The organism is Herbiconiux ginsengi (genome assembly GCF_900107435.1).
GTDB lineage: Bacteria > Actinomycetota > Actinomycetes > Actinomycetales > Microbacteriaceae > Herbiconiux > Herbiconiux ginsengi.
The window spans coordinates 26,641-51,896 of record NZ_FNPZ01000003.1; the positions used below are offsets into that span (position 1 = coordinate 26,641).

The 25,256-nt window shown below is 70.1% G+C and carries 29 protein-coding genes; 21 read left to right on the top strand and 8 right to left on the bottom strand.

The annotated features are described in order from the left end of the window. Nucleotides 1–80: 80 nt before the first annotated feature. A complete protein-coding gene (gene pgi / locus BLW00_RS12910) occupies nucleotides 81–1,823 on the top strand; it encodes a glucose-6-phosphate isomerase (RefSeq protein ID WP_092554827.1) in 1,743 nt (580 codons plus the stop codon). 87 nt (nucleotides 1,824–1,910) lie between these two features. Here the strand turns inward: pgi and BLW00_RS12915 are convergent, their stop codons facing one another. Continuing rightward, on the bottom strand, nucleotides 1,911–2,630 hold the full coding sequence (locus tag BLW00_RS12915; protein WP_092554829.1) for an ABC transporter ATP-binding protein: 720 nt from the start codon (nucleotides 2,628–2,630) through the stop codon (nucleotides 1,911–1,913). Next, on the bottom strand, nucleotides 2,627–3,697 hold the full coding sequence (locus tag BLW00_RS12920; protein ID WP_092554831.1) for an ABC transporter permease: 1,071 nt from the start codon (nucleotides 3,695–3,697) through the stop codon (nucleotides 2,627–2,629). Before BLW00_RS12920 ends, BLW00_RS12915 begins: the two co-directional genes overlap by 4 nt. Nucleotides 3,698–3,862: 165 nt before the next feature. On the opposite strand from BLW00_RS12920, the gene BLW00_RS12925 reads away from it, so the two are divergent. After that, complete coding sequence (locus BLW00_RS12925; RefSeq protein ID WP_092554833.1) at nucleotides 3,863–5,038, top strand: sensor histidine kinase; 1,176 nt, start codon at nucleotides 3,863–3,865, stop codon at nucleotides 5,036–5,038. Beyond that, on the top strand, nucleotides 5,035–5,661 hold the full coding sequence (locus BLW00_RS12930; RefSeq protein ID WP_092554835.1) for a response regulator transcription factor: 627 nt from the start codon (nucleotides 5,035–5,037) through the stop codon (nucleotides 5,659–5,661). Before BLW00_RS12925 ends, BLW00_RS12930 begins: the two co-directional genes overlap by 4 nt. Nucleotides 5,662–5,674: 13 nt before the next feature. Here BLW00_RS12930 and map read toward each other — a convergent pair whose 3' ends face one another. Further along, entirely contained in the window at nucleotides 5,675–6,436 is a 762-nt protein-coding gene (map, locus tag BLW00_RS12935; RefSeq protein WP_092554837.1) for a type I methionyl aminopeptidase, read from the bottom strand. Between the two features lie 59 nt (nucleotides 6,437–6,495). On the opposite strand from map, the gene BLW00_RS12940 reads away from it, so the two are divergent. Together BLW00_RS12940 and BLW00_RS12945 are read left to right on the top strand one after the other, a co-directional pair. Next, nucleotides 6,496–6,771 (top strand): helix-turn-helix domain-containing protein, encoded by a 276-nt coding sequence (locus tag BLW00_RS12940; RefSeq protein WP_407650970.1) that lies wholly within the window; start codon nucleotides 6,496–6,498, stop codon nucleotides 6,769–6,771. A 105-nt stretch (nucleotides 6,772–6,876) separates the two neighbouring features. Beyond that, nucleotides 6,877–7,773: a DUF808 domain-containing protein gene (locus tag BLW00_RS12945; RefSeq protein WP_092554839.1), complete on the top strand. Its 897-nt coding sequence runs from the start codon at nucleotides 6,877–6,879 to the stop codon at nucleotides 7,771–7,773. A 44-nt stretch (nucleotides 7,774–7,817) separates the two neighbouring features. Here BLW00_RS12945 and BLW00_RS12950 read toward each other — a convergent pair whose 3' ends face one another. Next, nucleotides 7,818–9,992: a cell wall-binding repeat-containing protein gene (locus BLW00_RS12950; protein WP_092554841.1), complete on the bottom strand. Its 2,175-nt coding sequence runs from the start codon at nucleotides 9,990–9,992 to the stop codon at nucleotides 7,818–7,820. Between the two features lie 301 nt (nucleotides 9,993–10,293). Between BLW00_RS12950 and BLW00_RS12955 the strand changes: the two genes are divergently transcribed. The 4 genes from BLW00_RS12955 (at nucleotide 10,294) to BLW00_RS12970 (ending at nucleotide 13,269) form a co-directional block, all read left to right on the top strand. Further along, nucleotides 10,294–11,316, top strand: a complete 1,023-nt coding sequence (locus BLW00_RS12955) for an NADPH:quinone reductase (protein WP_092554843.1) — start codon at nucleotides 10,294–10,296, stop codon at nucleotides 11,314–11,316. Nucleotides 11,317–11,459: 143 nt separating this feature from the next. Next, complete coding sequence (locus BLW00_RS12960; RefSeq protein ID WP_092554845.1) at nucleotides 11,460–11,900, top strand: MerR family transcriptional regulator; 441 nt, start codon at nucleotides 11,460–11,462, stop codon at nucleotides 11,898–11,900. Continuing rightward, on the top strand, nucleotides 11,897–12,862 hold the full coding sequence (locus BLW00_RS12965) for an NAD-dependent epimerase/dehydratase family protein (protein WP_092554847.1): 966 nt from the start codon (nucleotides 11,897–11,899) through the stop codon (nucleotides 12,860–12,862). The genes BLW00_RS12960 and BLW00_RS12965 overlap by 4 nt, the downstream gene beginning before the upstream one ends. 53 nt (nucleotides 12,863–12,915) lie before the next feature. Next, nucleotides 12,916–13,269, top strand: a complete 354-nt coding sequence (locus BLW00_RS12970) for a VOC family protein (protein WP_092554849.1) — start codon at nucleotides 12,916–12,918, stop codon at nucleotides 13,267–13,269. A 67-nt stretch (nucleotides 13,270–13,336) separates the two neighbouring features. Here BLW00_RS12970 and BLW00_RS12975 read toward each other — a convergent pair whose 3' ends face one another. Then, nucleotides 13,337–14,200 (bottom strand): helix-turn-helix transcriptional regulator, encoded by an 864-nt coding sequence (locus tag BLW00_RS12975; RefSeq protein WP_092554851.1) that lies wholly within the window; start codon nucleotides 14,198–14,200, stop codon nucleotides 13,337–13,339. Nucleotides 14,201–14,286: 86 nt separating this feature from the next. Here BLW00_RS12975 and BLW00_RS12980 point away from each other — a divergent pair, with 86 nt between their 5' ends. Further along, nucleotides 14,287–15,075: an SDR family NAD(P)-dependent oxidoreductase gene (locus BLW00_RS12980; RefSeq protein WP_092556063.1), complete on the top strand. Its 789-nt coding sequence runs from the start codon at nucleotides 14,287–14,289 to the stop codon at nucleotides 15,073–15,075. 6 nt (nucleotides 15,076–15,081) lie between these two features. On the opposite strand, the gene BLW00_RS12985 is transcribed toward BLW00_RS12980, so the two are convergent. Both BLW00_RS12985 and BLW00_RS12990 read right to left on the bottom strand, forming a co-directional pair. After that, nucleotides 15,082–15,462: a VOC family protein gene (locus tag BLW00_RS12985; RefSeq protein WP_092554853.1), complete on the bottom strand. Its 381-nt coding sequence runs from the start codon at nucleotides 15,460–15,462 to the stop codon at nucleotides 15,082–15,084. A 66-nt stretch (nucleotides 15,463–15,528) separates the two neighbouring features. After that, nucleotides 15,529–15,807, bottom strand: coding sequence for a DUF1905 domain-containing protein (locus BLW00_RS12990; RefSeq protein WP_245741574.1), 279 nt, complete (start codon nucleotides 15,805–15,807; stop codon nucleotides 15,529–15,531). A gap of 188 nt (nucleotides 15,808–15,995) precedes the next feature. Here BLW00_RS12990 and BLW00_RS12995 point away from each other — a divergent pair, with 188 nt between their 5' ends. The 5 genes from BLW00_RS12995 to BLW00_RS13015 all read left to right on the top strand — a co-directional run bounded on the left by BLW00_RS12995 (nucleotide 15,996) and on the right by BLW00_RS13015 (nucleotide 19,626). Continuing rightward, nucleotides 15,996–17,585 (top strand): HNH endonuclease signature motif containing protein, encoded by a 1,590-nt coding sequence (locus tag BLW00_RS12995; protein WP_092554855.1) that lies wholly within the window; start codon nucleotides 15,996–15,998, stop codon nucleotides 17,583–17,585. A 354-nt stretch (nucleotides 17,586–17,939) separates the two neighbouring features. Then, on the top strand, nucleotides 17,940–18,302 hold the full coding sequence (locus BLW00_RS13000; RefSeq protein WP_092554857.1) for an SRPBCC family protein: 363 nt from the start codon (nucleotides 17,940–17,942) through the stop codon (nucleotides 18,300–18,302). Nucleotides 18,303–18,363: 61 nt separating this feature from the next. Further along, nucleotides 18,364–18,573, top strand: a complete 210-nt coding sequence (locus BLW00_RS13005; RefSeq protein WP_092554859.1) for a hypothetical protein — start codon at nucleotides 18,364–18,366, stop codon at nucleotides 18,571–18,573. Continuing rightward, nucleotides 18,570–19,244 carry a DUF4166 domain-containing protein gene (locus BLW00_RS13010; protein WP_092554861.1) on the top strand — a complete coding sequence of 225 codons (675 nt, stop codon included), beginning with the start codon at nucleotides 18,570–18,572 and terminating at the stop codon, nucleotides 19,242–19,244. Before BLW00_RS13005 ends, BLW00_RS13010 begins: the two co-directional genes overlap by 4 nt. Nucleotides 19,245–19,296: 52 nt before the next feature. After that, nucleotides 19,297–19,626 carry a hypothetical protein gene (locus BLW00_RS13015; protein WP_092554863.1) on the top strand — a complete coding sequence of 110 codons (330 nt, stop codon included), beginning with the start codon at nucleotides 19,297–19,299 and terminating at the stop codon, nucleotides 19,624–19,626. Nucleotides 19,627–19,677: 51 nt separating this feature from the next. Here the strand turns inward: BLW00_RS13015 and BLW00_RS13020 are convergent, their stop codons facing one another. Next, entirely contained in the window at nucleotides 19,678–20,199 is a 522-nt protein-coding gene (locus BLW00_RS13020) for a ribonuclease H family protein (protein ID WP_092554865.1), read from the bottom strand. Nucleotides 20,200–20,418: 219 nt separating this feature from the next. Between BLW00_RS13020 and BLW00_RS13025 the strand changes: the two genes are divergently transcribed. Genes BLW00_RS13025 through BLW00_RS13050 form a run of 6 tightly spaced genes read left to right on the top strand, consistent with a single transcriptional unit; the run spans nucleotide 20,419 to nucleotide 25,249 of the window. Beyond that, nucleotides 20,419–21,561, top strand: a complete 1,143-nt coding sequence (locus BLW00_RS13025; protein WP_217634377.1) for an FAD-dependent oxidoreductase — start codon at nucleotides 20,419–20,421, stop codon at nucleotides 21,559–21,561. Continuing rightward, nucleotides 21,558–22,142 carry an amino acid synthesis family protein gene (locus tag BLW00_RS13030; RefSeq protein ID WP_092554867.1) on the top strand — a complete coding sequence of 195 codons (585 nt, stop codon included), beginning with the start codon at nucleotides 21,558–21,560 and terminating at the stop codon, nucleotides 22,140–22,142. The genes BLW00_RS13025 and BLW00_RS13030 overlap by 4 nt, the downstream gene beginning before the upstream one ends. 23 nt (nucleotides 22,143–22,165) lie before the next feature. After that, on the top strand, nucleotides 22,166–22,945 hold the full coding sequence (locus BLW00_RS13035; protein ID WP_092554869.1) for a class II aldolase/adducin family protein: 780 nt from the start codon (nucleotides 22,166–22,168) through the stop codon (nucleotides 22,943–22,945). 59 nt (nucleotides 22,946–23,004) lie between these two features. Beyond that, nucleotides 23,005–23,940 carry a 3-hydroxyacyl-CoA dehydrogenase NAD-binding domain-containing protein gene (locus tag BLW00_RS13040; RefSeq protein WP_092554871.1) on the top strand — a complete coding sequence of 312 codons (936 nt, stop codon included), beginning with the start codon at nucleotides 23,005–23,007 and terminating at the stop codon, nucleotides 23,938–23,940. Continuing rightward, on the top strand, nucleotides 23,940–24,779 hold the full coding sequence (locus BLW00_RS13045; protein WP_092554873.1) for an alpha/beta fold hydrolase: 840 nt from the start codon (nucleotides 23,940–23,942) through the stop codon (nucleotides 24,777–24,779). The genes BLW00_RS13040 and BLW00_RS13045 overlap by 1 nt, the downstream gene beginning before the upstream one ends. Nucleotides 24,780–24,793: 14 nt before the next feature. After that, entirely contained in the window at nucleotides 24,794–25,249 is a 456-nt protein-coding gene (locus BLW00_RS13050; RefSeq protein WP_092554875.1) for a YbhB/YbcL family Raf kinase inhibitor-like protein, read from the top strand. Nucleotides 25,250–25,256 lie beyond the last annotated feature (7 nt).

A 25,256-nucleotide genomic window follows, 5' to 3' on the forward strand; every position in this document is an offset into this window, starting at 1 on the left:
GCGTCACCGGGAACGATACGTTAAGGGTGACCGCACGACCGGGCCGCAGCGGCCCGCGACGAACGAGCCCAGGAGAAGCAATGACCGAATCGGCGCCCATCGACCCGACCGCAACCGATGCCTGGAAGCAGCTCACCGGCATCGCTTCCGGATTCGCCCCCGACCTCCGCGGCTGGTTCGCCTCCGACGCTGATCGCGCCGAGACCTACACCTTCCCGGCCGGCGACCTCACGGTCGACCTCTCGAAGAACCTGGTGACCGAGGAGATCCTCGCCCAGCTGCTCGAGCTGGCGAAGGACGCCGGCGTCGCCGAGCGCTACCAGGCCATGATCTCGGGCGAGCACATCAACGTGACCGAGGACCGCGCCGTTCTGCACACCGCCCTCCGCCGCCCCGCCCCGGGAACCGAGGCAGCGGCTCAGCTCGATCCTGCGGCCGGCTTCGTGGTCGACGGCGCCGACATCGACGCCGAGGTGCACGCCACGCTCGAGAAGGTCTACGCCTTCGCCGACCGGGTGCGCGACGGCTCGTGGACGGGCGTCACCGGTAAGCGCATCGAGACCGTGGTGAACATCGGCATCGGCGGCTCCGACCTCGGCCCCGTCATGGTCTATGAAGCCCTCAAGCCCTACGTGCAGGAGGGCCTCGAGGCTCGGTTCGTCTCGAACATCGACCCCTCCGACATCTACGAGAAGACGGCCGGACTCGACCCCGAGACCACGCTCTTCATCGTCGCCTCGAAGACCTTCGGCACCCTCGAGACGCTCACCAACGCGCGCCTGGCCCGCCAGTGGCTGTGGGAGCGGCTCGGCGCATCCGGTGCCATCTCCGACGACGACGAGGCCCGCACCGCCGCTGTCGCCAAGCACTTCGTCGCCGTCTCGACCGCCCTCGACAAGGTGGCCGCCTTCGGCATCGATCCCGAGAACGCGTTCGGTTTCTGGGACTGGGTGGGCGGCCGCTACTCCGTGGACTCCGCGATCGGCACCTCGCTCGCCATCGCGATCGGGCCCGACGGGTTCCGTGACTTCCTGGCCGGTTTCCACGCCCTCGACGAGCACATGCGCACCACCCCGCTCGAGCGCAACGTACCCGTGCTGATGGGCCTGCTGAACGTCTGGTACACCAACTTCCTCGACGCGCAGAGCCACGTGGTGCTGCCCTATGCGCAGTACCTGCACCGCTTCCCGGCCTACCTGCAGCAGCTCACGATGGAGTCCAACGGCAAGAGCGTGCGCTGGGACGGCACGCCCGTCGTCACCGACACCGGTGAGGTCTTCTGGGGCGAGCCCGGCACGAACGGGCAGCACGCGTTCTATCAGCTGATCCACCAGGGCACCCGCCTCATCCCGGCCGACTTCATCGCGGTGGCGAACCCGGCGCATCCGCTGAAGGACGAGACGGGCGACGGCAAGGCCGTCACACCCGGCGCCGACGTGCACTCGCTCTTCCTCGCGAACTTCTTCGCGCAGACGAAGGCGCTGGCGTTCGGCAAGACGGCCGACGAGGTGCGCGCCGAGGGCACCGCCGAGTCGGTCGTTCCGGCCCGCGTGTTCAGCGGCAACCGGCCGACGACGTCGATCCTGGCGCCGGCACTCACCCCGAGCGTGGTGGGTCAGCTGATCGCGCTCTACGAGCACATCGTGTTCACCGAGGGCACCATCTGGGGCATCGACTCGTTCGACCAGTGGGGCGTGGAGCTCGGCAAGCAGCTCGCCCTCGAGATCGCCCCTGCGGTCGACGGGGATGCCGCGGCTCTCGCTTCACAGGACTCCTCGACGAAGGCGCTCATCGCGAAATACCTCTCGCTGCGCACGAACTAGTCGCCGAGTTCGAACGCGGTGCCCCGACGACGACGAGCACGGCGGAGAGCTGGGCACGGCAGCCAGGGTGGCCGGTCGCCGATGCGATCAGGCGCGGCCCGGGCCGAGGACCTCACCCTCGACCAGTGCTCCGTCGACGAGTGCTCCGTCGACGAGCCGCACGACCGCGTGCATCCGCGGGAGGTGCACGAGATCGTGCGTGACGAGCACCGTCGAGGTGTTCTGCTCCTCGGTGAGCCGCACGATCAGCTCGATGATGCCGGCTCCACGCTCCTGGTCGAGGGCGCTGGTGGGCTCGTCGACCAGGAGCACGCTCGGGTCGTTCATCAGTGCGCGGGCGATGTTCACGCGTTGGCGCTGCCCGCCGGAGAGCTGGTGCGGCCGCCGGTCGCGGTGACCGCCGAGGCCGACGGCGTCGAGGAGGGCGTCGGCCCGCTCGGCCGCGGCTCGGCGGGCGCGGCGCGCGCCCCGGCCGCCGAGCTCGTTCATCACGGCGAGTTGCTCCTGCGCCGTGAGCGACGGGATGAGGTTCGACTGCTGGAAGACGATTCCGATGCTCCCGCGCCGCAACGCGGTCGTCTCCGTGGCGCTCAGCCGGGTCGCGTCGACCCCGTCGATCACCACCCGCCCGGAATCGGGCCGGATGAGGGTCGCGGCCACGGCGAGCAGGCTCGACTTGCCCGACCCGCTGGGCCCGGTGACGCCCGTGACGGTCCCCGGGCGCGCGGTGAGGGTGACGTGGTCGACGGCCGTGACGCGGCCGTCTCCGTCGGGGAAGGTGAGGGTGACGTCGTCGAGGTGGATCATCGGTTGCTCCCGAGGGCGGTGAGGGGGTCGGCGGAGGTGACGGAACGGAGCGCGAAGGCCGCGCCGGCGAGCCCGAGCGCGATCATGATCACGCCGGGCAGCACGGTGGTGACCGGGCTGAGGAGGAAGGGCAGAGCGGTGCCGGCGAGGGCGCCGAACGCGGTCACGAGGACGATCCCCGCACCGACGCCCGCGAGCAGCACGACGAGCGCTTGGCCGAGGGCATCCCGGATCAGCGACGGCGTGCTCGCGCCGAGGGCTTTGAGCACGGCGATGTCGCCTCGGCGCTGCATGGTCCAGACCGTGAAGAACGCGCCGATGACCAGTCCGGAGATCCCGAACAGCAAGACGACCATCAGGAGCAGCGACCCGATCTCGGAGCGGAAGGCGCTGAGCGCGGTCAACGCTCCGATCGGGCTCTCGGAGAGGGTGGCATTCGCGGTGTCGGCGGCGGCCCAGTCGGGATCGCCGGTGACAGAGAGCACTGTGGCGAAGGCGCCGGGACTCCCGGTGGCGGCCGCGAAGGCCTGCCAATCGTGCAGCGTCATCTGCACGACGGGCGTGTGGCTGTACCAGCCGTCGCCCGCGATGGCCTCGACGCGGTAAGCCGTGCCGGCGATCGTCACGTCGTCGCCGGTGGTGACGCCGAGATCCTTCGCAGCCGGTTCGGAGAGGCCGAGGAGTCCGTCGTGCGAAGGGGCCACGGCGTCGAAGCCGGGTCGCACGCCGAAGACCGCGACGGCCACCCGCGCGTCTCCGGCCTCGGCGCGGGTCTGGCTGATCCCGATGGGATCGGCCGCCGTGACGCCGTCCGTCGACGCCCAGGCGACCGCCTGCTGTTCCGTGATCGTCGAGTCGGAGAAACTGGCGCCCGCGCTCCCCGCGGTGGGAGCGGAGAAGGCGATCCGATCGCCCGGGATGGCCAGGACGGCCGAGATGTTCTGGGTGGCGAGTCCTCCGGTGAGGCCGCTGAGAAACCCGACGAGAACGGTGATCAGCGCGACGACGGAGCCGATGAGGACGAATCGGCCCCTCGCGAAGCGCAGGTCGCGGAGAGCGACGAACATGGTGCGTTCCTTTCCTGCCATCGGATGCGATGACACCCTCCACACTCGCCGTCGCGGCCGCCCGGGTCATCGGCCTCGTGACCACCGTTCGACCCCCGGACGGTGGGCCGGGAAGTCGTTCTTTCGGACGATGACAGCCCGGCACCGACGCGTAGAGTTCGACACATGGCCCACACCGCGCTCACCCCGGTCTTCGTGGGGCTGCGCACCGGATTGCACGTTCTCTTCGCCGCCCTCACGATCCTGGTCGTCGCCCGAGCCGTGCTGTCGCCCGCAGCGGCGAGCGCGGCGGTCGTGGGGCTCGCCGTGGTGCTGCTAGCCACCTACGGACTCGGCGCGCTGGTCACCCGCCGCACGGGGCGGCGGCGCGCATCCGGACTGCTCTGGCTCGGTGTGCTGAGCGTCGAGTGGGTGATCCTGCTCTGGCTGATCCCCGAAGCGGCCTATCTCGTGTTTCCCCTGTTCTTCCTCTACCTGCATCTGCTCGGGCGGTGGTGGGGCTCGGCCGCGATCCTGGCGGCCACCGTGGTGGCGATCGCCGCGCTCGGCCTGCACGGCGGCTGGACCGTCGGCGGAGTGGTGGGGCCCCTGGTGGGTGCGGGCGTCGCACTGCTGATCGGGCTCGGCTATCAGGCGCTGGCCCGGGAGGCCGAGCAGCGCGAGGCGCTGATGCGGGAGTTGCTCGACACCCGCGGCCAGCTCGCGGCCACCGAGCACGAATCGGGAGTGCTCGCCGAACGGGCCCGCCTGGCTCGCGAGATCCACGACACCCTCGCACAAGGCCTGTCCAGCATCCAGATGCTGCTCTACGCGGCGGAACGAGCCGACCCCCTGCGACCGGGGGTCGAGCACATCCGGCTCGCCCGGGAGACCGCCGCCGCGAATCTCGCCGAGGCCCGCCGCTTCATCCGCGAACTCACGCCGCCCGATCTCGACGACCACGGGCTCGGGGCGGCGTTGCGCCGGCTCGCCGCGACGCACTGGGCGAGCCGCGGGCTCCGGGTGGAGGTGCGCGTCTCCGACGCGCTCGAGCTCCCGATGCAGGTGCAGACCGCCCTGCTGCGCATCGCCCAGGGAGCGATCGCGAACGTCATCCAGCACGCCCGGGCCACGACCGCGACGATCACTCTCACCGTCGGCGGCGGCCAGGTTCACTTCGCGATCGCCGATGACGGGCAGGGATTCGATCCCGACGAGGCCTCGCGCGCGCGGTCGGACTCATTCGGCCTCCACGCCACTCGCGAACGCGTGACGCAGCTCGGAGGGGTGCTCGCCATCGACTCCGAACCCGGCCGGGGAACCACCCTCGCCGTCGATCTGCCCCTCGAGCAGCTCGCATGATCCGGCTCGTGATCGCCGACGACCATCCGATCGTGCGTGCCGGTCTCATCGCCTTGTTCGCGCTGGAGAGCGACGTCGACGTGGTCGCCCAAGCGGCCACGGCCGACGAAGCGGTGACCGCCGCCGAGCGGGAGAACCCCGACGTCGTGCTGATCGATCTGCAGTTCGGCGCCCCGGCCACGGCCACGGGGGCCGACGCCACCCGGCGCATCCGGGAGCTCGACGCGGCACCCTACGTGCTCGTGCTCACCAACTACGACTCCGACGCCGACATCCTCGGAGCCATCGAGGCGGGGGCGAGCGGCTACCTGCTGAAAGATGCCCCGCCACACGAGCTGATCGCCGCCGTTCGCGCCGCCGCCGCCGGGGAGAGCGCGCTCGCGCCCGTGATCGCGTCGCGGCTGCTCGACCGGATGCGCGCCCCGCAGGTGAGTCTGAGTTCGCGCGAGATCCAGGTGCTCGAACTCGTCGCCGCCGGGCGAACCAACACCGAGGTGGCGGCGGAGCTGTTCGTGAGCGAGACCACGGTGAAGTCCCATCTCGCCCACATCTTCACGAAGCTCGGCGTCGCCTCGCGCACGGCCGCGGTCTCGGCGGCACGGCAGCGCGGCATCCTGCGGTAGGGGTCGCCCGTGCTCAGGCCGTGAGCACGAGTGGGCCGTCGGGCGTGATGGCCAGGGTGTGCTCGGTGTGGGCGGCACGACTGCCGTCGGCGGAGCGCACGGTCCAGCCGTCGGCGTCCATGCGGATGCGCGACGTCGTCTTCGCCCACCAGGGCTCGAGGGCGAACACCAGGCCCGGGCGGATGCGATAGCCTCGGCCGGGCCGCCCGTCGTTGGGGATGAAGAGGTCGCCGTGCATGGTGCGCCCGACAGCGTGCCCGCCGAATTCGAGGTTGACCGGGTAACCGTACTCCGCCGCAACGGCGCCGATGGCCGCGGAGATGTCGCCGATGCGGTTGCCCGGCTGGGCGGCCTCGATCCCGGCCGCCAGCGCCTCCTGGGTGGAGCGGATCAACCGCTGGTCGGCGGGGTCGGGCCGGCCCACGATCACGGTGACCGCGGCATCCGCCACCCAGCCGTCGACCGAGACGGCGAAGTCCAGGCTCAGCACGTCGCCGTCGCGCAGGCGGTAATCGTGGGGCAGGCCGTGCTGCGCGGCGTCGTTCACCGAGAGGCAGATGACGTTGTGGAACGGGCCGTTGCCGAACGAGGGCGCGTAGTCCCAGTAGCAGGATGTCGCCCCTCGCTCGGCAATGGCCGCCCGGGCCGCGCGCTCCAGGTCGAGGAGGTTCACGCCGACCATGGCCTGCGCGGAGAGGGCAGCCAGTGTGTCGCGCACGAAGGCCCCCGCGGCGCGCATCCGGTCGATTTCGGCAGGGGTGTGGAGCTCGATCATGTTGGTATAATAATACCGAAACTGGTATGAAAATACCGGCCCGTCGATGGAGGTCCCGCATGATGGTCCGCGCTCCGCTCACCCCCGAGCAGCTGGAGGCCGGTCGTCGGCTCGGCGAGTCCCTACGGCGAGCGCGTGGCACCCGATCGCTCAACGAGGTGGCCGCCCAAGCGGGCATCTCCCCCGAGACCCTCCGCAAGATCGAGACCGGCCGGTTGCCGAGTCCGGCGTTCGGGGTGGTCGCCGCACTGGCCGGCGCGCTGAACCTCTCGCTCGACGTTCTCGCGGTGGAGTGGTCCGGCGCTCCGGCCGACGGCGCCGCACGAAGCGCGTAGCCCCGACGCCCCAGGCCCGGGCCCGAATCACCGGAGCCGCGCTACTGTTGACAGCGTCACCGCTGCCCCGTCGGCAGGTCCACGCCCCCATCCAAGGAGATGCCCATGTCGGTCGGCCTGCTCGCCGTCGTCGATGACATCCTCACCGCCGCCCTCAAAGCCAGCGCCAAGACCGCGGGCGTCGTCATCGACGACGCAGCCGTCACACCGCAGTACGTGCAGGGCCTCACGCCCGCGCGCGAGCTGCCCGTGGTGTGGCGCATCTCGCTCGGCAGCCTGTTCAACAAGTTCGTCATCATCATCCCGCTCGCGCTTCTGCTCTCGGCGTTCGCGCCCTGGGTGCTGCCGTTCCTGCTCATCGTCGGCGGAACCTACCTGTGCTTCGAGGGCGCGGAGAAGGTCACCGAATGGTTCGGGCACCATGGCGGGGGCGAAAGCGACGGCGAGCCGCGCGACGAGCGGCGACTCGTGTTCGGCGCCATCCGCACCGACCTCATCCTCAGCACCGAGATCATGCTCATCGCGCTGGACAGCCTCGATCCCGAATTCACGGTCTGGATGACGCTCGCGGCACTCGCGGTGATCGCCCTCGGCATGACCGCCCTCGTCTACGGCGCGGTCGCCCTGCTGGTGAAGATCGACGACGTGGGATTGCGGCTGATGGAGAGTCCCGCACGAGGTGTGCGCCGCACCGGTGCGCGCATCGTGGCCGCGATGCCCGGCGTGTTCCGCGTCATCAGCGTCGTCGGCACGGTCGCGATGCTCTGGGTCGGCGGCCACCTGGTGATCGCCAACCTGGCCGAGACGATCTGGCACGGACCGGCCGACCTGCTGCACGCGGTCACGCACGCCATCGAGGCGGCCGGGCCCGTCGTGGTCTGGATCGCCGACACCGCGATGTCGGCCGTCTTCGGGCTGCTGCTCGGCCTCGTCATCGTCGCGATCGCGACCGCCGTCTCACGCCTGGTCAAGCGGAGGCAGCCGGAGACCGTCGCGCACTGACCCGCCTGTCTCGTTCACGAGTCATGACGGCACCCGCATCGCCCTCAGCAGGGTGTGAGCGACGCGACGCTCGGGGAGAGTGACGCCGGGCCCCCGATGAGGGTGATCCGCTCGATCCGCTGAATTCTCATCGCGTCGAGCACGGCTCGTGGAACGCAGTCCGGTCTGGCGACGTAGAGCGGTGCCGATGACGATCCTGCCCAGGCCGAACCCGCCAGGGCATCGGGGAACTTCAGGCCGGTGGCCAAGAAGGCACGCTCCGCCGAGGGAAACGCGTCTGCGTTGATGTTCGCCGACGCCTCGAATCGGTCGGCGCCACCCTGCCGTGCCGTGTGCGCGATCGTGCTGAGCGAGGCCGCCATACCCGCACTGACGGATGCCGGCCCTCCGGCGATGACGATCTCCTGCACCGCCAAGGAATCGAGCAGAACGCCCGTGGCGACGTCGACCGATCCTGCCGAGCCGTCGACCAGCACCACCGGCCCGCCCCGGGAGGCTGCAGCCGCTCCTGCCGAGAGGGCGTCGGGGAAGTCGGTGCCGGTCGCCACATACGTCACGGCAGCACCCCCGTCGCCGAAGGCGTAGCTCGCGAGGTTGCGCGACGCTTCATAGCGATCGGCTCCACCGATTCTGACGACGTTGCGCTGCAACGAGCGCAGTCGGCCGAGCACGAGCTCGGAGACGGAGTTCACCCCGCCCACCACCACGATCTTCGCCGGCTTCAGACGCGTGATCTCCGCGACGACGACGGGGAGCAGCGCGTCCTTCTCGGTGAGAAGCAAGGGTCCGCCCTCGTGAGCGGCAGCCGGACCGGCCGAGAGCGCATCGGGGTAGTTCGCGCCCGTGACGACGTAGACGACGGGCGCGGTCGTCGGGAACGCCGCCTTCGAGACATTCACCGCGGCCTCGTAACGGTCGGCTCCGCTCACGCGCTCCGTGGACGGCGGCACCGCGACGGCGCTGTCACTGGAGGGTGGCATCGGAGCGGTCCTCGTGAGCAGCGAATCCGTCACGGTGTCGCCGTTCACGAAGGTCGGGTTGTCGCATCCGTCGAGCATCGCCTCGCTCGCACCGGGAATCCGGGACGCCTGCGAAAGCGACTGCTGAACGAGGTTCAGAGGCAGCGGGGCGTAGCCGAGGTCGGCGATGCGGCGCTGGCCGGCACAGACGGAGTGCTGGGCGAAAGCGCCCAGCGTATGCCCCTTCGCCGCCGTGAAGATGCCACCCTCTTCGGTCGGCACGATGAGGTAGGTCGCGGAGGACAGCGGGTAGGCACGCCGGTCGGGGTTCTCGTAGACGCCACGCAACCGGAGTTGCGCGAATTCCGGAGACGCGGGATCCGTCTCGGCGCTCGCACCGAGGAGGGCGATCGAGACGGCGTCGTTCGTCGGCGGGACGTAGTAGCCACCCGCGTTGAGGAGTTTCGCCACCGGAAAGCCGGAGTTCTTCGCGTACGAGTTCTCGACGTAGGTGATTCCTCCCTCGCCGTAGCCCTGCGACACGTAGCCCATCACGCCGAGCGAGCCGTTCTGCGCCTTCATGTTCGGCAACGCCGGGAACTGGCTGGTGGCCGGGCACTCGGCCTCGGCGCACATCGTGTTCCACTGGGCCGGCTGCCGGTCTTTGAGCCAGCTCGTGAACTGCCAGGTCGATCCGCTGCCGTCAGCGCGCACCACCGGAACGATCGGCTTGGCCGGAAGCCGAGTACCGGGGTTCTCGGCCGCGATGGCCGGGTCGGTCCACGATCGGATGCTGCCGGTGAAGATGCCCGCCGTCGTCGCGGCCGAGAGTCGCAGATTCGTGATCCGTGCGCCGTCGGTGCCGATGAGGTTATACGCGAGGCTTGTCGCGCCGGCCGCGAACGGGAGGTAGCTGTATCCCTGTGTCGGCACCTCGGGCGCCGAACCGTCTTCGGGAGCCGCTTGGAACGGCAGCTCGGAGACGGCGAAATCGACCGTTCCGTGGAGGAAATCCTGGCGACCGCCCGACGATCCGATGCCCGAATAGGCGACCGTCATGCCGTAGTCCGTGGCGACTTGCCTGCGCCACTCGTCCAGAGCCCTCTGGGCCCAGGTCGAACCTGTTCCCGCGATCGGAGCGAAAGACGCGGCATCGGCGGATCTCACGCCGGACCCGATCGGCAGCATGACGATCAGGGATGTCACGATCGCAGCGGATAGCAGGACGGAGAGCAGCCGCGGTCGAGAAAGGCGAGACATGGCGCGAGTGTAGGAAGCACCGAAGTCCGGAGCGTGTACGTCGAGAAAACGACAGGTGTCGAGGGCGCTCGGAGGTCGAAGACCCCGGGCGGCCGATCGGTCAGCCCGGGGCGACCGTCAAACGCCCCCGGGCCGCTGGACCGGCATCCGTTCGACCAACGACAGCCGGGCCGAGCGGCGCTTCGCCGACAAGGGCTATACGCTTCTGAGCCCCTCGGTCGCGGTGACCGATACGGACTGCTGAGCCGGATCGTCCGCGCGAACGGAATGCGCACGGGGGCTACGGGAGTTGGATGGAACTATGAGAGCGATCGTCTACACCTCCAACGGCCCGTCCGATGTCATGCGGCTCGAGGAGCGTCCGATTCCCGAACCCGCCGCCGGTGAGGTGCGCGTGCGGGTCGCCGTGTCGGCGGTGAACCCGACCGACTGGAAGAACCGCGCCGGGAGTGGGGCGGGCGGCGCGGTCGAGGGGCAGTCGCCGAACCAGGACGGCGCCGGTGTGGTCGACGCGGTCGGGCCTGGCGTCACCACCGTGGTGCCCGGCGACCGGGTGTGGCTCTTCCTCGCGGCGTATCAGCGGCCGAGCGGCACCGCCCAGGAGTACACGGTGGTTCCGGCGTCGCGAGTGGTGAAGCTGCCTGACGGCGTTTCATTCGACGTGGGTGCGTCGCTCGGTGTGCCGGCGATGACCGCGCACCGCGCGCTGACCGTGCACGACGGCGGGCCGTCGCGCCTGGCCCCGGGCGCGTTGTCCGGCCGGACGGTGCTCGTGGCCGGCGGCGCGGGAGCGGTGGGTCATGCCGCGATCCAGCTCGCCCACTGGGCCGGGGCGACCGTCATCACCACCGTCTCGTCGCCCGCGAAGGCTGCTCTCGCGGCATCCGCCGGCGCTGATGTGATCGTGGACTACCGCACCGAGGATGCGGCCGCGCGCATCCGCTCGGCCGCGCCGGAGGGGGTCGACCTCGTGGTCGAGGTCTCCCCCGCCCGCAATGCGGAGCTCAACGCGGCCGTGCTCGCGAATCACGGCACGGTCGCGGTCTACGCCACCGACGGCGGCTCGACGATGTCGCTCGACGTGCGCACGCACTTCGCTCTCAACGTGCGCTACCAGTTCCTGCTGCTCTACACGATGGGTCCGGATGCGCTGTCCGCGGCGGCGGAGGACCTCACGGCCGCCCTGGCCGACGGCGCGCTGCCGGTCGGTGCCGACGCGGGTCTCCCGCTGACGCGCTTCCCGCTCGAGGAGACGGCGGCGGCCCATGATGCGGTCGAGCACTCGGTCGTCGGCAAGGTGCTCATCGACGTGGCGTCGCTCTGATCGACGGCGGCCCCGTCGGGCGACAGGGCGAAAGGCGCAGCGGCCAGCAACGCACGACTCGACGGTTGCGGGCGAAGTCGGTGCGAAGCGGAGTTCGAGGGGCCGCTTGACTTCAAGCGCTTGAAGTGTGTTGGGATGCCGGTATGACGGCATTGACCATCCACGACGTGTCGCGACGGAGCGGGCTCAGCGAGCCCACGTTGCGCTACTACGAAGAGGTCGGGCTCATCGGCCCGATCGCCCGCGACCCCAGCAGCCGGCACCGCCGGTACGGGGACAACGACCTCGACACCGTGCAGGCGCTCGCCTGCCTGCGGTCGATGGGCGTCGGGATCGACGACATGCGCACCTACCAGGCGAATCGGGCGCGGGGCCGTGCGGCCGCGGGCGAACAGCGCGATCTGCTGCGCCGGCACGCCGAGCGGGTCGAGCGGGAGATCGAGACGCTGTATGTGCACCTCGAGTACCTCCACGCCAAGTCCGAGCTGTGGGATGCACGGGAACGCGGTGATGCAGCCGAAGAGGCGGAGGCGAGCATCCGCGTGAACGCGATCGTGCCGCGGCTGCAGGAGGCCCTGCGATGACCGTTCTCGTCACCGGCGCATCCGGATATCTCGCCACCCGTCTCATCGCCGATCTGCTGCGCTCGGGAACCGCGGTGCGCGGCACGGTGCGGTCGCTCGACAGCGAGTCCGACGTGCGCACCGCCATCCGCCGCGGCGGAGCCGACGACAGCGGTCTCGAGCTCGTGACCACCAGCCTCCTCGACGACGAAGGATGGGCCGCCGCCGCGGCCGGTACCGACGGTGTCTACCACGTGGCCTCGCCGATGATCCTCGGCACGGAGCCCGACGATGTCGTGATCCCGGCGCGAGACGGAACACTGCGGGTGCTGCGCGCCGCACGCGACGCAGCCGTGCCCCGAGTCGTGCTCACGTCGTCGTTCGCGGCGGTCGGGTACTCGCCGAAACCCGTGCGCGACTACGACGAGAGCGACTGGACCGACCCGGACACACCCGGCCTGCCGGCCTATCCGCTCTCCAAGGCGGTCGCCGAGCGCGCGGCCTGGGACTTCCTGTCGCACGAGGGCGGTGGCATGGAACTCGTGGCGATCAACCCCACCTGGATCGCCGGCCCCACGCTCACCACCGCCGCCCGCTCGTCGTTGCAGGTCTTCACGGCCATGCTCGACGGCACCATGACCGCCACCCCGCGCCAGCTCTTCGGCATCGCCGACGTGCGCGACGTCGCCGCGCTGCACATCGCCGCGATGACGACTCCGGGTGCCGCGGGCAAGCGCTACCTCGCCCTCGCCGATGGCCCCACCACCAGCTTCCTCGGTGTGGCGACCGTGCTGCGGGAGCGCGTGGGGGCGCTCGCCTCCCGGGTGCCGACGGTCGAGGTGCCCGGCGACGACCCCGCACCGCTCGTCATCCACAACGACCGGGCGAAGCGCGAGCTCGGATTCCGGCCGCGGCCCGTCGACGACACCATCGTCGAGACCGCGGAGAGCCTCCGCGACCTCGGTCTTCTCGCCGAACACTGATCATCTCTCAGTTCATCTGGTGGCCGCCCGGGGGTTGTGGCATCCTTGCAGGCATGGAACGTGTGGTCGGAATCGGTGGACATTTCTTGCGGGCCCGCGACCCGGAGGCGTTGAGCGCGTGGTATCGCGAGAGTCTCGGACTCGACGCCGACGAGATGGGGCTGTGGCAGCAGGAGGCCGGGCCGACGGTGTTCGCCGCCTTCGACACCGACACCGATTACTTCGGGCGGCGCGACCAGCAGGTCATGCTCAACTTCCGGGTGCGCGATCTCGACGCGATGCGTGCCCAGCTGCGGGAGGCCGGTGCCGACGTCGCGGAGGAGACGCAGGAGATGGACGGGGTCGGCCGGTTCGGGTGGGTGACCGATCCGGAAGGCAACCGCATCGAGCTCTGGCAGCCCGCCTGAGCCCTGCGGTACCGACGCGACGCCCGCCCCGACTCCACTGCCCCGCGCGTCCCCGCGCTGCGCGCGCTCAGCGCCTGGCGCCGGCGTCGATCGTCTCGGTTCCGAGCACGTTCAGCAGCGCCAGCGCCTCCGCGTCGCGCGAACCCTGCGGCGCGGAGTAGAGCACGAGGTGCTGATCGCGACCGGTGAGCGCCAAGGAGTCGCAGTTGACCGTGACGTCTCCGACCACAGGATGCCGGAAGGTCTTCGTGAGCATCGGCACGGTCTGCACGTCGTGCCGCTCCCAGAGGCGGGCGAACTCGGCGCTGCCGGAGCGCAGTTCCTCGATGAGTCCGATCACCGCGGGATCGGAGGGATAGCACGCGACCGTCGTGCGAAGCCGCATCACGACGGTCTGCCGGAATTCGGCGCCGTCGGAGATGCCGTAGAGCGGTACGCCTCGTCGCTCGGCCTCCGGCACGAGGAAGGCCTTTCGGGCGAGGTCACGGTCGGCGGGCGCGAGCGCTCCGAAGTCCTCCATCAAAGCCGCGGCGAGATCGTTCCAGGCGAGCACCTCGAACGCCGCCGACGTCACGAACCCCGCCGTCTGCGGCAATCGCTCGAGGAGCGTCAGGATGCTCGGGCGCACGTCCCGACGGTGGAGTCCCGCCCGAACGGATGCCGTCCCGGCGAGGAGGTGCAGGTGCTCCGACTCCGCGTCGGTCAGGCGGAGACCGGCCGCGATGCCCGCCAGCACCTCGCCCGACGGTCGCGGCGCCCGGCCCTGCTCGAGCCGCACGTAGTACTCGGTGGAGATGTGGGCGAGCACCGCGATCTCCTCGCGGCGGAGCCCCGGTGTCCTTCGTCGCGGGCCCGACGCGAGACCGACGTCCTCCGGGCGCAGCCGCTCACGGCGGGTGCGGAGAAACGCTCCGAGGTCCTGCTTGTCCATGTCTTCAGTGTGCGCGCTCGCCGATCGCCGATCGTAGTACTGCCAGTGCCTGCATCCGGATGCCGCATCCGGTCGACACTGGCGGCATGACAAACACCATCGTCCCCGAATCGACCCCGATCGGCCTGCTCACGGGCAAGGTCGTGTTCATCACCGGCGCCAGCCGCGGCATCGGCGAGGCTGCAGCCCGCCTCTTCGCCCGGGAGGGCGCCTCCGTCGTGCTGGCCGCCCGAGGCGCGGATGCCCTCGAGCGGATCGTCACCGAGATCCGCGGCGAGGGCGGCGTCGCCGACGCCGTCACCCTCGACCTCGCCGATCCGTCGAGCATCCGCGCCGCCGTCGATCGCGTCGATGAGATGCACGGCCGCCTCGACGGCGCGTTCAACAACGGCGCCGCGATCCAGCAGCCGGGCCGGTTGGACGCGACGAGCGACGACGACATCGACGCCCAGTTCGCCGTGAACTTCCGCGCTCATTGGACCGCCATGACAGCCGAGGCCGCGCTCATGCAACGAACCGGCGGCGGCGCGATCGTCAACACCTCGAGCATCGGCAGCCGTCGCGCGAATCCCGCCCTCCCTGCCTACGCTGCGATGAAGCGGGCGCTGAACAGCATCACCGAGACCGCGGCTGTCAGCTGGGCACCCGACGGCATCCGGGTGAACGGCATCACGCCCGGCGGCACGGCGACGGAGATGATCGACGCGTGGGAGAAGGCGACCCCCGGCGTGATCGAGCGGATGTCGGCGACCATCCCGCTCGGGCGGATGGCTCAACCCCGCGAGGTGGCCGAGGTGGCCGCGTGGCTGCTCAGCGATCGGGCATCGTACGTCACGGGCGCGATCGTGCCGGTGGACGGCGGTGCCGGGGCCTGAGCGCGCTCAGCCTGCCGGGCGCGAGAACAGGTTGACCAGGTTGCCGTCGGGATCGCGGAACAGTGTCGAGCGATTGCCCCAGGGCATGGTGCTGGGCTCCAGCACCACGTCGTCGAGCGCGTCGCGAAGACGTGCGAACTCGGCATCCACGTCATCGACCTGGAGCTCGATGATCACGGAGTCGTTGCTGCCGGGCCGCGGGGCGCGATCTCCCAGCATCGCGACGGTGGCCGTGCTGCCGATCGCGAGAGCCGCTCCCCCTCCGGCGGTTCTGATCTCGGCGAACACCGGTGCTGGTCGCGCAGCGACCGTGCCGGTGACGAGCTCGTAGAAGCGGGCCAGGCGGTCGACGTCGTCGGTGACGATGCGGATGGATGCGAACTCCACGGTGGTCCTTTCCGGCGGGTCGTGCGACCCGACGTGGCCATCATGCGCCGAGCCACCGACATCCGTTCACGCGCCTCCGACGAGCAGTGCGATCTCGACCGCGTCGCCCTCCTCGACGCCTTCGTGCTCTCGGAGCGCCGTCTTGAGCGGCACGATGTAGGCGCCGTCTTTCGGCCAGCGCGATGTGGGCAGCGTCGTGTCGCCGACACGGACGGTGGCCGGGATCATGCCCCACCCGTAGCTGACCGCCGGCGCCAGCTGGGCGATGAGTTCGCTCTCGGCGGCCGGCACGGCACGAAGTGGAAGGGCGAGAGTCCGCGCCTCGCCGCGGAATCGGAGTTCCACGCCCACACGATATCCGTCGCGCCGCGGATGCCGTCGCGCCGCGGGTGCCGCCGATGGCGGGCGCCGGGTCGATCCGTGGTGCACTCCGCTCGCCTGCGTTCCGTGGTTCGGTGCCCTTCGCGAGAGTGCCCGACGTGGCGCCCGGGTCGTCGACCTCAATGTCGGTAGCTCGTGATTGACTTATTCTCATGAATCAGTCGATCGTCGTCTTCACCCCGGCACCCGCCCCGGTGTCGGATGCGCGCGACCGCGCCGGGTCCAGTCGCTCCGCCGCCGCCCGCGATGCGTGCAGTCTGGGCGAACTGGGTGCCCGCTTCGATCACGTGGTGCGCGGGATCACGGCGGAAGACACGGTGGTCGCCGCGTCCGACGCGCGCCGCGCCCGCCTGCTCGCCGAAGCAGCCGCCCTGTCCGACCGGATGGCGCGCCTGGACGGGTCTGCGGGCACAGCGACGGGTCGGGAATGGGCGCGGCGGAAGCTCGCCACCGAGATCGCCTGCGCCACCCACCGCTCCGAGCGCGCGGTCACCCTGCTGATCGATGACAGCGAGAACCTCGTCGACCACCTCCCCGCAACCCTCACCGCCCTGGAGACCGGCCGGATCTCCTACCGGCACGCCCAAGCGATGGTCGCCCACGCCCGCACCCTCCCCGAGCCGGCCCGTGGCCCGTTCGAACGCGAAGTCCTCCCGCACGCCGCAGCCCTCCCACCGCACCTGTTCGCCGACCGGGCCCGCCGCCACCGCGAAACCGCCCACCCCGACTCCCTCACGACCCGCACGAAAGCCGCCCGCACCGAACGATATGTCGCGTTCCACCCCGAACCGGACGGGATGGCCACGATCTACCACCACCTCCCCGTGATCGACGCCATCGCGATCGACGACCTCATCGACCGGATCGCCCGAGCCGACCGCACCACCACAGCAACGGAGCCCACCAGGAGAACCGGCGACACTTCCCCCACCACGGGCACCACAACCACCAACACCTCCACCGCCACCGCCACGGCCACCGCCACCGAACCGGGCATGGCCGAGGCTGCACGCACCCACGCGCAGCGACGTTGCGACGCCCTCACCGACCTCATCCTCGGCCGCCGCGACCGACCCCGCATCACCCCCACCATCCTCATCACCGCGCCCGCCACCACCATCGCCGGAGTCTCCGACTCCCCCGGCACGCTCCACGGCTACGGACCCATCGACCCCGCCACCACCCGTGCCATCGCGGCGACCGCCCCCACCTTCCTCCGCGCCCTCCTCCACCCCGAAACCGGCACCCCCACCACCATCACCCGCCACCGGCACCGCCCCACCGCCGGACCCGTCCCACCCCAAGCCGCCGGCGCCACGCCCACGGGCCCGATCAGCCCAGCCACCACGCTCAACACCCCCGCCACAATCACCGACACCGAAACCGGCGAAACCGGCGAAACCACCATCGTGGCGCGGGCGGCTCCGACCGCTCCGTCAGGCCGCGACCGGTACACCCCCTCACCCATCCTGCGCACCGCCCTGACCATGCTCGACGAGACCTGCCGATTCCCGGGATGTGGCCGCCGCGCCAACCGCTGCGAACTCGACCACACCACGGCCTGGGCCGACGGCGGAACCACCACCCCCGACAACCTCGCCCATCTCTGCCCCCGCCACCACCACCTCAAACACGAAGGCAACTGGAAAGTCACCCAAGACCGAGACGGCACGAGACGCCTCACCTGGACCAGCCCCCGCGGCGCCACCTACACGACCACCCCCGACCCACCACCCCCGTAAACCCGAGGCGGCCGGCCCGACGTCGCGCGCAGCGCCGACCCGAGCCACAAAGCGCCGCGCCCTCACCGCGAATCCGTGTGCCCCCGTGATCACCCGCAAGCGAGTCCGTGACGGCCCGCGCCCCGGAGCCGTGCGCTCCCTGCGCCGACGCAATGTCGGGCAAGCGGCGCGTCCGCCGCCGTGAACCGCTCAGCGCGGACGTACGTGGCGGTTCGAGCAGGGGAAGCCCGCCGTGCAGCACGAGGTCTGGGGCGAGGACGTCCCGGTCGTGCAGCCTACGGGTCGAGGCGTGGACGTGGGCACAATCATGTCGACGCGTTTCGCGAGCCGGCCGTCGCCTGACAGGCTGGCACTGTGGGGGCACACGGGATCTACGTCGAAATCGAGATCGCAGCATCACCGGACCGCGTGTGGGAACTGAGCCAGAGCCCCGAAGCGCACACCCGCTGGGACCTGCGCTTCTCCTGCATCACTCCGCTGGAGACACGGGTCGAAGGCGAGCCCTACCGCTTCCGCTACGAGCGAAGGGTGCCGTTCCACACCATCGTCGGCACCGGGATCGCGCTGGGTGAGCGGGAGTCCCGCACGTCCGAGCGCACTTCGGCGTTGCGCTTCACCACCGACGACCGCCTGTCTCCTCTGCGCGACGGACGAGGCTACTGGTGCTACACGCCGACGGCACGCGGCACGCGGCACGCTGTTCGCCACCGGCTATGACTACCGACCCGGCTGGGGGACGCTGGCCGACCGCCTGCTGCTGCGTCGGCTGATCGGTTGGATGACGGCCTGGAGCTTCGATCGCCTGCGCATCTGGGCCGAGACGGGCATCGAACCCGAGCGCTGGTCACCCTGGACGGTATTCGCCGTCTGGCGACGCGGCAGGCCGCGCGCTGCCCGGTGCCGACGGGCTCGTGCGGCCCGCGCGGCCGGCACGGTCGGCGCCCTCGCGGATGCGCCCGACGCGCTGGCCCGGCTCGAAGCGCCGTGACATCGATCTTCGTGGCCGCGCTCGGCGAGAAGTTCCAGCACCTGCACCCGATGTCGCAACGGCGCTTCGGTGTGGGTGTCGACGCGGGCTACGGATGCGTCGGCGCCGGCACGATGGCCCACATCCGCCGCGGACCGTGGTGGACGGTGCCGTTCCTCCAGATCGGGCGGCTCCGCAACATCCTGGTCGCCGACACCGGCACGGGAGTACCTGTCGTGATCGAGAACTTTCCCTACCGCGACCCGTTCGGCCGCGAGACGGTGACCTTCGTGCGCGAGTACGCGGTGCGGTCACGGGCGCGGCCCAGCCGGTTCGACGCGACGATGATCCTCGACCACGGCCGCGTCATCGACTACCTCGGCACCCACCAGCACCTCGCGGTGGATCTCGATCTCGACGTCGACGACGAAGGCGCGCTCCTGCTCCGTTCAGGCGCGCAACGCTTCTACGAGGGCGCACTGGGCTTCCGGTTCCCGATGCTCCTCAGCGGAACTGCCGAACTCCGCGAATCGTTCGACGAGCAGGCCGGGGTCTACCGGATCGCGCTGGAGGTGCGTAACCGGGTCTTCGGCTTCCTCTTCGGTTACGAAGGCGAGTTCACCTGCGAGTTCCCGGCGGCGACGGATGCGCCCGCCCGGCTCAAGCCGAAACGCCACGAAGCGCGCACCTGACGCCCCGAACGAGGGCTGCCGCTCCCAGCACCCACACCCTAGGGTCAAGACCATGTCGACCATCACACCCACCCCGCCCGTTCTCTCGAAGGGGCTCGCGATCGCGACGATCGTGTTCGCGGCTCTCGCCGCCGTCGGGCTCGTCGTCACCCTCGTGCTGCTCTTCCTCACCGTCGGTCACAACGACACCGAGGAGTTCGGCTGGTACTTCGCGTTCTCGCTGATCGCATCGGTGCTCAACGTGATCCCGGCCGTCGTGGCGCTGATCCTCGGCATCGTCGGGCGACGCGCCGCGAGTCGCATCCCGCTCCTCGGGATCGTCATCGGCGCCGCGGTGCTGGTGATCCTCGTGGGGCAGTTCATCTTCCTCGCCACGGTCTGACGGGCCGGCGGGATACCGCCCCGGGCATACCAGTAGGCAGACGCGCCCGATTCAGAAGAGGGTGTCGTCGGCGCGCGCCACCGGCGCGGGCTCGACCAGAGGCGCCGGTCCACCCGGGAAGCCGGGCCCCGTGTCGGGCGTGCGACCCCGCGCGAACGCCTCCGCGGCGCCACGCGCTCGGGTGTCCGCCGCCTCGTTCAGCTCGTGGCCGACGTGGCCCTTGACCCACTCGAAGGTGTAGCGCCTACCGGCCACGGCCTCGTCGATCTCCTTGATCAGATCGAGGTTCATCACCGGCTTGCCGTCGCCCTTGCGCCAGCCCTTGCGCTTCCAGCCCGGCATCCACTTGGTCACCGTGTTGATCACGTATTGGCTGTCGCAGAGCACGTGCAGATCGTCGTCGACGTGCGCGGTGGCCCGGAACAGCTCGAGCACCGCCTTCAACTCACCCATGTTGTTGGTGCCGTGCGGCCAGCCGCCGGCAGCCCAGGTGTCGTCGTCGATGTACCAGGCCCAGCCGGCAGGTCCGGGGTTGCCGAGCGCGGAGCCATCGGCGGAAGCGGTGATTGTCATCGACTCCAGGGTAGCGGCGCCGACGACGGATGCCGGTCACCGGGCCGCCCCGAACGGGTGTTACGGCCGTGTAAAACGTTCCGCGATCCGGGGCGTCTCTCTTGCGCGCGTCCGGAGCACGATGCCAGAATCTCTACTATTGCGATAACGGGTCCTCAGAATGTAAGAATTTGAGAATCCACCGGCTCGACATGAGCCACCGAGCGAGGGGAACCACAGATGGCCGAGAGCCGACGCCATGCCGAGATCTCCGGCGGGGGTTTCGCCGGACTCACCGCCGCCGCAGCACTGGCCCGCATGGGCTGGAGCGTGCGCGTGCACGAGCGGGCCCCGGAGCTCCGCACCGAGGGCGCGGGCATCGTGCTCTGGAACAACAGCCTCCAGGTGCTCGACAAGATCGGCGCCATCCACGACCTGATGTCCGAATCGATGACTCCGCCGGCCTACGAGACGCGCATGAACAACGTGATCCAGTCCCAGGAGACGCTCGACGGCATCCGCTGGCGCACGTTGACCCGACCGCACCTCTACGAGACGCTGCTCCTCGCCGCACGCGAGGCGGGCGTCGAGGTGGTCGCCGGCTCCGAGGTGGTGTCGGCCACCGCCGACGGGCACATCTCCTTCGCCAGCGGCGAGACGGCCGAAGCCGACCTCGTCATCGGCGCCGACGGCGTGGGCTCGGCCGTGCGCGACTCGCTCGGCGTGCCCCTGAAGCGAGAACGCTCGCGCGACGGCATCACCCGCTTCCTCGTTCCCCGCCGCAAGGCCGAGTTGCAGGCGCTCGAGCCCGACACCGAGTGGGACAACGTCATCGACTTCTGGAACCTCGACCCCCGGGTGCTGCGCGTGCTCTACACCCCGGCCAACGACGAGGAGCTCTACATCGCCCTGATGTCGCCGGCCGCCGACGCCGACGGATCGCGCGTGCCGATCGATCTCGACCTCTGGACCTCGATCTTCCCGCAACTGGCCCCCGTGCTCGAAGTCGCCGCCGAGACCCCCGGCAAGTACTACGGCTACCAGACCACACGCCTCGACTACTGGACCGACGGCAAGGTCGCCCTGATCGGCGACGCGGCGCACGCGATGTGCCCGGCACTGGCCCAGGGCGCCGGATGCGCGATGCAGAACGCCTGGACGCTGGCGGTCGCCGCCACGGCCGCCGCCGACGGAGAACTGCCCGAGGCGCTGAAGGAGTGGGAACGCCTCGAGCGTCCGATCACCGACCGCACCCAGGACAAGTCGCAGTGGTACGCCGACACCCGCGAGATGGCCAAGGGCAGCCAGTTCACCGGCGACAGCGTCGAAGCCGCTCTCTACAACCCCACCGATCCCAACCGACACGAGGTGCACGCAGCATGACCATCGATCCGTACTACGACGTCCGGGCCTGGCACTCCTTCGTTCAGGAGACCGTCCACGACCTCGGACCCGCTCCCGAGCAGCCGTTGATCAAGGCGGCGGTGGCCGTGGTGATCGCGAATCCCTTCGCCGGGCAGTGGGTCGACGATCTGTCGCCCCTCACCGATCCGAGCGCGAGCCTCGGCACCGAACTCGGGCGCCGCGCGGTGGCGCTGCTCGGCGGCCGGCCCGCCGAGAGCTACGGCAAGGGCGGCCTCGCCGGGCTGAACGGCGAGCAGGAGCACGTGGTGGCCTGCGTCACCACCGTCTTCGGCAACGCCCTCCGCGACGCCATCGGCGGGGGAGAGGCCTGGATCTCTTCGGCCACGAAATCCGCGGCTGCGGGCGCGACCATCGACATCCCACTGGCGTACAAGGACGAAGTGTACGTACGGTCGCACTATGACGCGATCACCATCACGATCCCGGATGCCCCGCGACCCGACGAGCTCGTCATCATCGCGGCCGTGGCCACCGGTGGCCGCGTCAACGCCCGCGTGGGCGGCATGACCGTCGCCGACGTCGTCGCCCGCAAGAACTGACCGCCCGAAACCGAGGAGCCAGCGTGACCTACGAGCACACGCAGTACTACGAAGACCAGTCCATCGCGAGCGTGCTCGCCGACGTCGCCCGCGCCCACCGCATCCTGGAGCTGGAGGGCCACGGCGATATGTCGATGGGCCACCTCTCCTATCGCGACCCGTTCGGGCGCGGGTTGTGGCTGAAGCGCGGCAACCTCGCTCTGAGCGAGGTCGAGGGCGACGACTTCATCCTCATCGACTTCGACGGAACGGTGCTCGAGGGCACGGGACTCCGCCACCTCGAGTGGCCGCTGCACGCGGAGATCATGAAGGCCCGGCCCGACGTAAATTTCGTGGGCCATTCGCACGCGCACTACTCGACCGTGCTCGGGGCGTCGGAAGAGACCCTGAAGCCCTACAACAACCACGGCGTGTGGTTCGCCTACGAAGGCGTGCCCCGCTTCGCCGAGACCAGCCACATCATCACCACGGTTCCCCTCGGCGTCTCGGCGGCGAAGGCGCTCGGCAACGCGCAGGCGATCCTGCTGGCCAACCACGGCATCGCCTTCGTGGGCAGCACGGTCGCCGAAGTGACCCTCACCGGTATCTTCCTCGAGAAGGCGGCCCGGTTCCAGGTCGACCTCAAGGCATCCGGATTCGTGCCGATCGAACCGGATGCGGAGGAGACCAAGGAGAAATTCGACCGCATCTACCCCGCCAAGGCCCAGCACAACTTCTGGACCTTCTTCAACCGGCGCCTCGAGCGCGTCGAGGGTGTCTACGGCATCGGCATCTCGCCGATCGCATTGCCGCCCGGCATCTGAACCGGCCCGCTCCGAGCCATCCGTTCCGCCCCACCCATCACGCGAGAAAGAGTATTGAGATGAGCAGTCTTCCCAGCATCGCCACCGTCATCGGATCGGGCACCATGGGCCCGGGCATCGCCGCCACCCTCGCTCGTGCCGGCGCGACGGTGCGCCTGTACGACATCTCCGAAGACGCGATCGCCCGCGCCGAGGCCGCCTACGGCGTCGTGCAGGGAGTGCTCGCCGCCGTCGACTCCCCCTCGGCGCCCGGCGGATCGGTGTCGTTCGGCACCGACCTGGATGCCGCACTGGAGGGCACCGAGCTGATCATCGAGGCCGTGCCCGAGAAGCTGGAGCTCAAGCAGAAGGTCTTCGCCGACCTCGAGGCCCGCATCGGCGACGAGGTCATCATCGCCACCAACACCTCGGGCATCCCGATCACCACCATGGCCGAGAGCCTGCGGGTGCCCGGCCGCCTCATCGGCATGCACTGGTCGAACCCGCCGCACCTCATCCCGATGATCGAGATCATCCCCGGCCAGGCCACCGACGAGGCGCTCGTGGGGCAACTCGTCGACATCGTGAAGGCGTTCAACTACGTTCCCGTGCTCGAGAAGGAGATCCCCGGATTCGTGGAGAACCGCGTGCTCTACGCGATCCTCCGCGAGTGCATGGCCCTCCTCGAAGAGGGCATCGTCACCCCGGAAGGCCTCGATGCCTGCGTCAAGTGGGGGATCGGCTACAAGCTCTCGGTGATCGGCCCGACCCGCCTGCTCGACATGGCCGGTCTCGACATCTATCAGGCCGTTTCGAGCTACCTCAACAAAGATCTCGATGTGAGCACCGACACCCCCCAGTTCATCAAGGACAAGATCGCCGAGGGCAAGCTCGGCTTCAAGTCGAACGGCGGCATGTACGAGTACGGCGAGGGCGACGTCGACGCCAAGCGCAAGGAGATCGTCACGGGCCTCATCGCGGCGCGGAAGACGCTCTCGTCCATCCCGAACGTCTGATGCCGCCGGCCGTCTCCGTCGAGCCGATCGACGACGGCCTGTTGCGCACCCGGGGCGCCGATGTCGACATCGCGTTCCGGATGCGCGGCTCGGGGCCCGCGGTCGTGCTGCTGCACGGCACCTCGGCCAACCACGCGGTGTGGGAGCCGGTGGGCGATGCGCTCGCGGGCCGCGCCACCGTGGTCGCTCTAGATCAGCGCGGACACGGGCGCAGCGACAAGCCGGCGACCGGGTACACCGGACCGGATTTCGCTGACGACGTCGTGACCGTGCTCGACGCACTCGGCCTCGAGCGCGCGGTCGTCGCCGGCCACTCGCTCGGCGGCCGCAACGCGTGGCTCGCGGCGGCGCGGCATCCTGACCGGGTGTCGGGTGTCGTCGTGGTCGACTACACGCCGTACGTCGAGGCATCCGTTCTCGACGAGTTGGCGGTGCGTGTGGCGGGTGGCTTCCGCGCCTTCGCCGATCAGGCGGAGATCGAGGCGTATCTGCGCGACCGGTACCCGCGCATCCTGCCCGGCGCCGTCGAAAGGCGGGCGCGGTGGGGCTACCGGCAGCAGGACGACGGCACCTGGGCGCCGTACGCCGACCCGGAGGCGATGCGTCAGCTGATCGAAGGCTTCCGCACGCCGTGGGACGCCGAGTTCCGGGCCGTTCGTTCGCCCATGACCCACCTCCGAGGCGCCGGGAGTACGATCCTGAGCGAAGCCGCCTGGAGCGCCGCGATGGCCGACCGGCCCGCGGACCGCTGGGTGGTGGTGGACGAGGCCGACCACTACATCCCCGAAGAATTCCCCGACCTCATCGTCGCCGAGCTCGATCGCGTGCTCGGGAACTGACCGAAAGGAACACCATGCCCCTGTTCGACAAGCTCGCCGTCTCGAGCCCCGATTTCGAGAACCTCGGCCGCATCCCCGATCGCCTCAGTGCCGACGGCGGCAACGAGACGCCCGTCGTCGAGTTCGCCGGCGCTCCCGAGGGCACGGTCGAGCTGGCGCTCATCGTGAACGACCCGGATGCGCCCCTGCCGAACGGTTTCACGCACTGGGTGGTCTACGGCATCCCCGCCGACGCCACGACCCTCGATCTCGCGGCCGACGGCGTGAAGGTGGCCCCGATGGGAGCCGGCCAGAGCGTCTGGTACGGCCCGCAGCCGCCGGCCGGCCACGGCGTGCACCACTACTTCTTCCACGTGTACGCGCTCGGCACCTCCGTCGAGGGCACCCCTGCGCGCGAGGAGTTCCTCGCGACCTACGCGGGCGACGTGCTCGAGACCGCCCGGTACGTCGGCACGTTCAGCAACGACTGACACCGGA

Coding starts and splice junctions, on each gene's coding strand:
- BLW00_RS13015 (WP_092554863.1), top strand. CDS start 19,297: ATGTCGACCATCACACCCACCCCGCCCGTTCTCTCGAAGGGGCTCGCG.
- BLW00_RS12915 (WP_092554829.1), bottom strand. CDS start 2,630: ATGATCCACCTCGACGACGTCACCCTCACCTTCCCCGACGGAGACGGC.
- BLW00_RS12940 (WP_407650970.1), top strand. CDS start 6,496: ATGATGGTCCGCGCTCCGCTCACCCCCGAGCAGCTGGAGGCCGGTCGT.
- BLW00_RS12970 (WP_092554849.1), top strand. CDS start 12,916: ATGGAACGTGTGGTCGGAATCGGTGGACATTTCTTGCGGGCCCGCGAC.
- BLW00_RS12925 (WP_092554833.1), top strand. CDS start 3,863: ATGGCCCACACCGCGCTCACCCCGGTCTTCGTGGGGCTGCGCACCGGA.
- BLW00_RS13025 (WP_217634377.1), top strand. CDS start 20,419: ATGGCCGAGAGCCGACGCCATGCCGAGATCTCCGGCGGGGGTTTCGCC.
- BLW00_RS13020 (WP_092554865.1), bottom strand. CDS start 20,199: ATGACAATCACCGCTTCCGCCGATGGCTCCGCGCTCGGCAACCCCGGA.
- BLW00_RS13040 (WP_092554871.1), top strand. CDS start 23,005: ATGAGCAGTCTTCCCAGCATCGCCACCGTCATCGGATCGGGCACCATG.
- BLW00_RS13005 (WP_092554859.1), top strand. CDS start 18,364: ATGACGGCCTGGAGCTTCGATCGCCTGCGCATCTGGGCCGAGACGGGC.
- BLW00_RS13030 (WP_092554867.1), top strand. CDS start 21,558: ATGACCATCGATCCGTACTACGACGTCCGGGCCTGGCACTCCTTCGTT.
- BLW00_RS12920 (WP_092554831.1), bottom strand. CDS start 3,697: ATGTTCGTCGCTCTCCGCGACCTGCGCTTCGCGAGGGGCCGATTCGTC.
- BLW00_RS12995 (WP_092554855.1), top strand. CDS start 15,996: ATGAATCAGTCGATCGTCGTCTTCACCCCGGCACCCGCCCCGGTGTCG.
- pgi (WP_092554827.1), top strand. CDS start 81: ATGACCGAATCGGCGCCCATCGACCCGACCGCAACCGATGCCTGGAAG.
- BLW00_RS13045 (WP_092554873.1), top strand. CDS start 23,940: ATGCCGCCGGCCGTCTCCGTCGAGCCGATCGACGACGGCCTGTTGCGC.
- BLW00_RS12950 (WP_092554841.1), bottom strand. CDS start 9,992: ATGTCTCGCCTTTCTCGACCGCGGCTGCTCTCCGTCCTGCTATCCGCT.
- map (WP_092554837.1), bottom strand. CDS start 6,436: ATGATCGAGCTCCACACCCCTGCCGAAATCGACCGGATGCGCGCCGCG.
- BLW00_RS12930 (WP_092554835.1), top strand. CDS start 5,035: ATGATCCGGCTCGTGATCGCCGACGACCATCCGATCGTGCGTGCCGGT.
- BLW00_RS12975 (WP_092554851.1), bottom strand. CDS start 14,200: ATGGACAAGCAGGACCTCGGAGCGTTTCTCCGCACCCGCCGTGAGCGG.
- BLW00_RS12960 (WP_092554845.1), top strand. CDS start 11,460: ATGACGGCATTGACCATCCACGACGTGTCGCGACGGAGCGGGCTCAGC.
- BLW00_RS13050 (WP_092554875.1), top strand. CDS start 24,794: ATGCCCCTGTTCGACAAGCTCGCCGTCTCGAGCCCCGATTTCGAGAAC.
- BLW00_RS12945 (WP_092554839.1), top strand. CDS start 6,877: ATGTCGGTCGGCCTGCTCGCCGTCGTCGATGACATCCTCACCGCCGCC.
- BLW00_RS12965 (WP_092554847.1), top strand. CDS start 11,897: ATGACCGTTCTCGTCACCGGCGCATCCGGATATCTCGCCACCCGTCTC.
- BLW00_RS12980 (WP_092556063.1), top strand. CDS start 14,287: ATGACAAACACCATCGTCCCCGAATCGACCCCGATCGGCCTGCTCACG.
- BLW00_RS12955 (WP_092554843.1), top strand. CDS start 10,294: ATGAGAGCGATCGTCTACACCTCCAACGGCCCGTCCGATGTCATGCGG.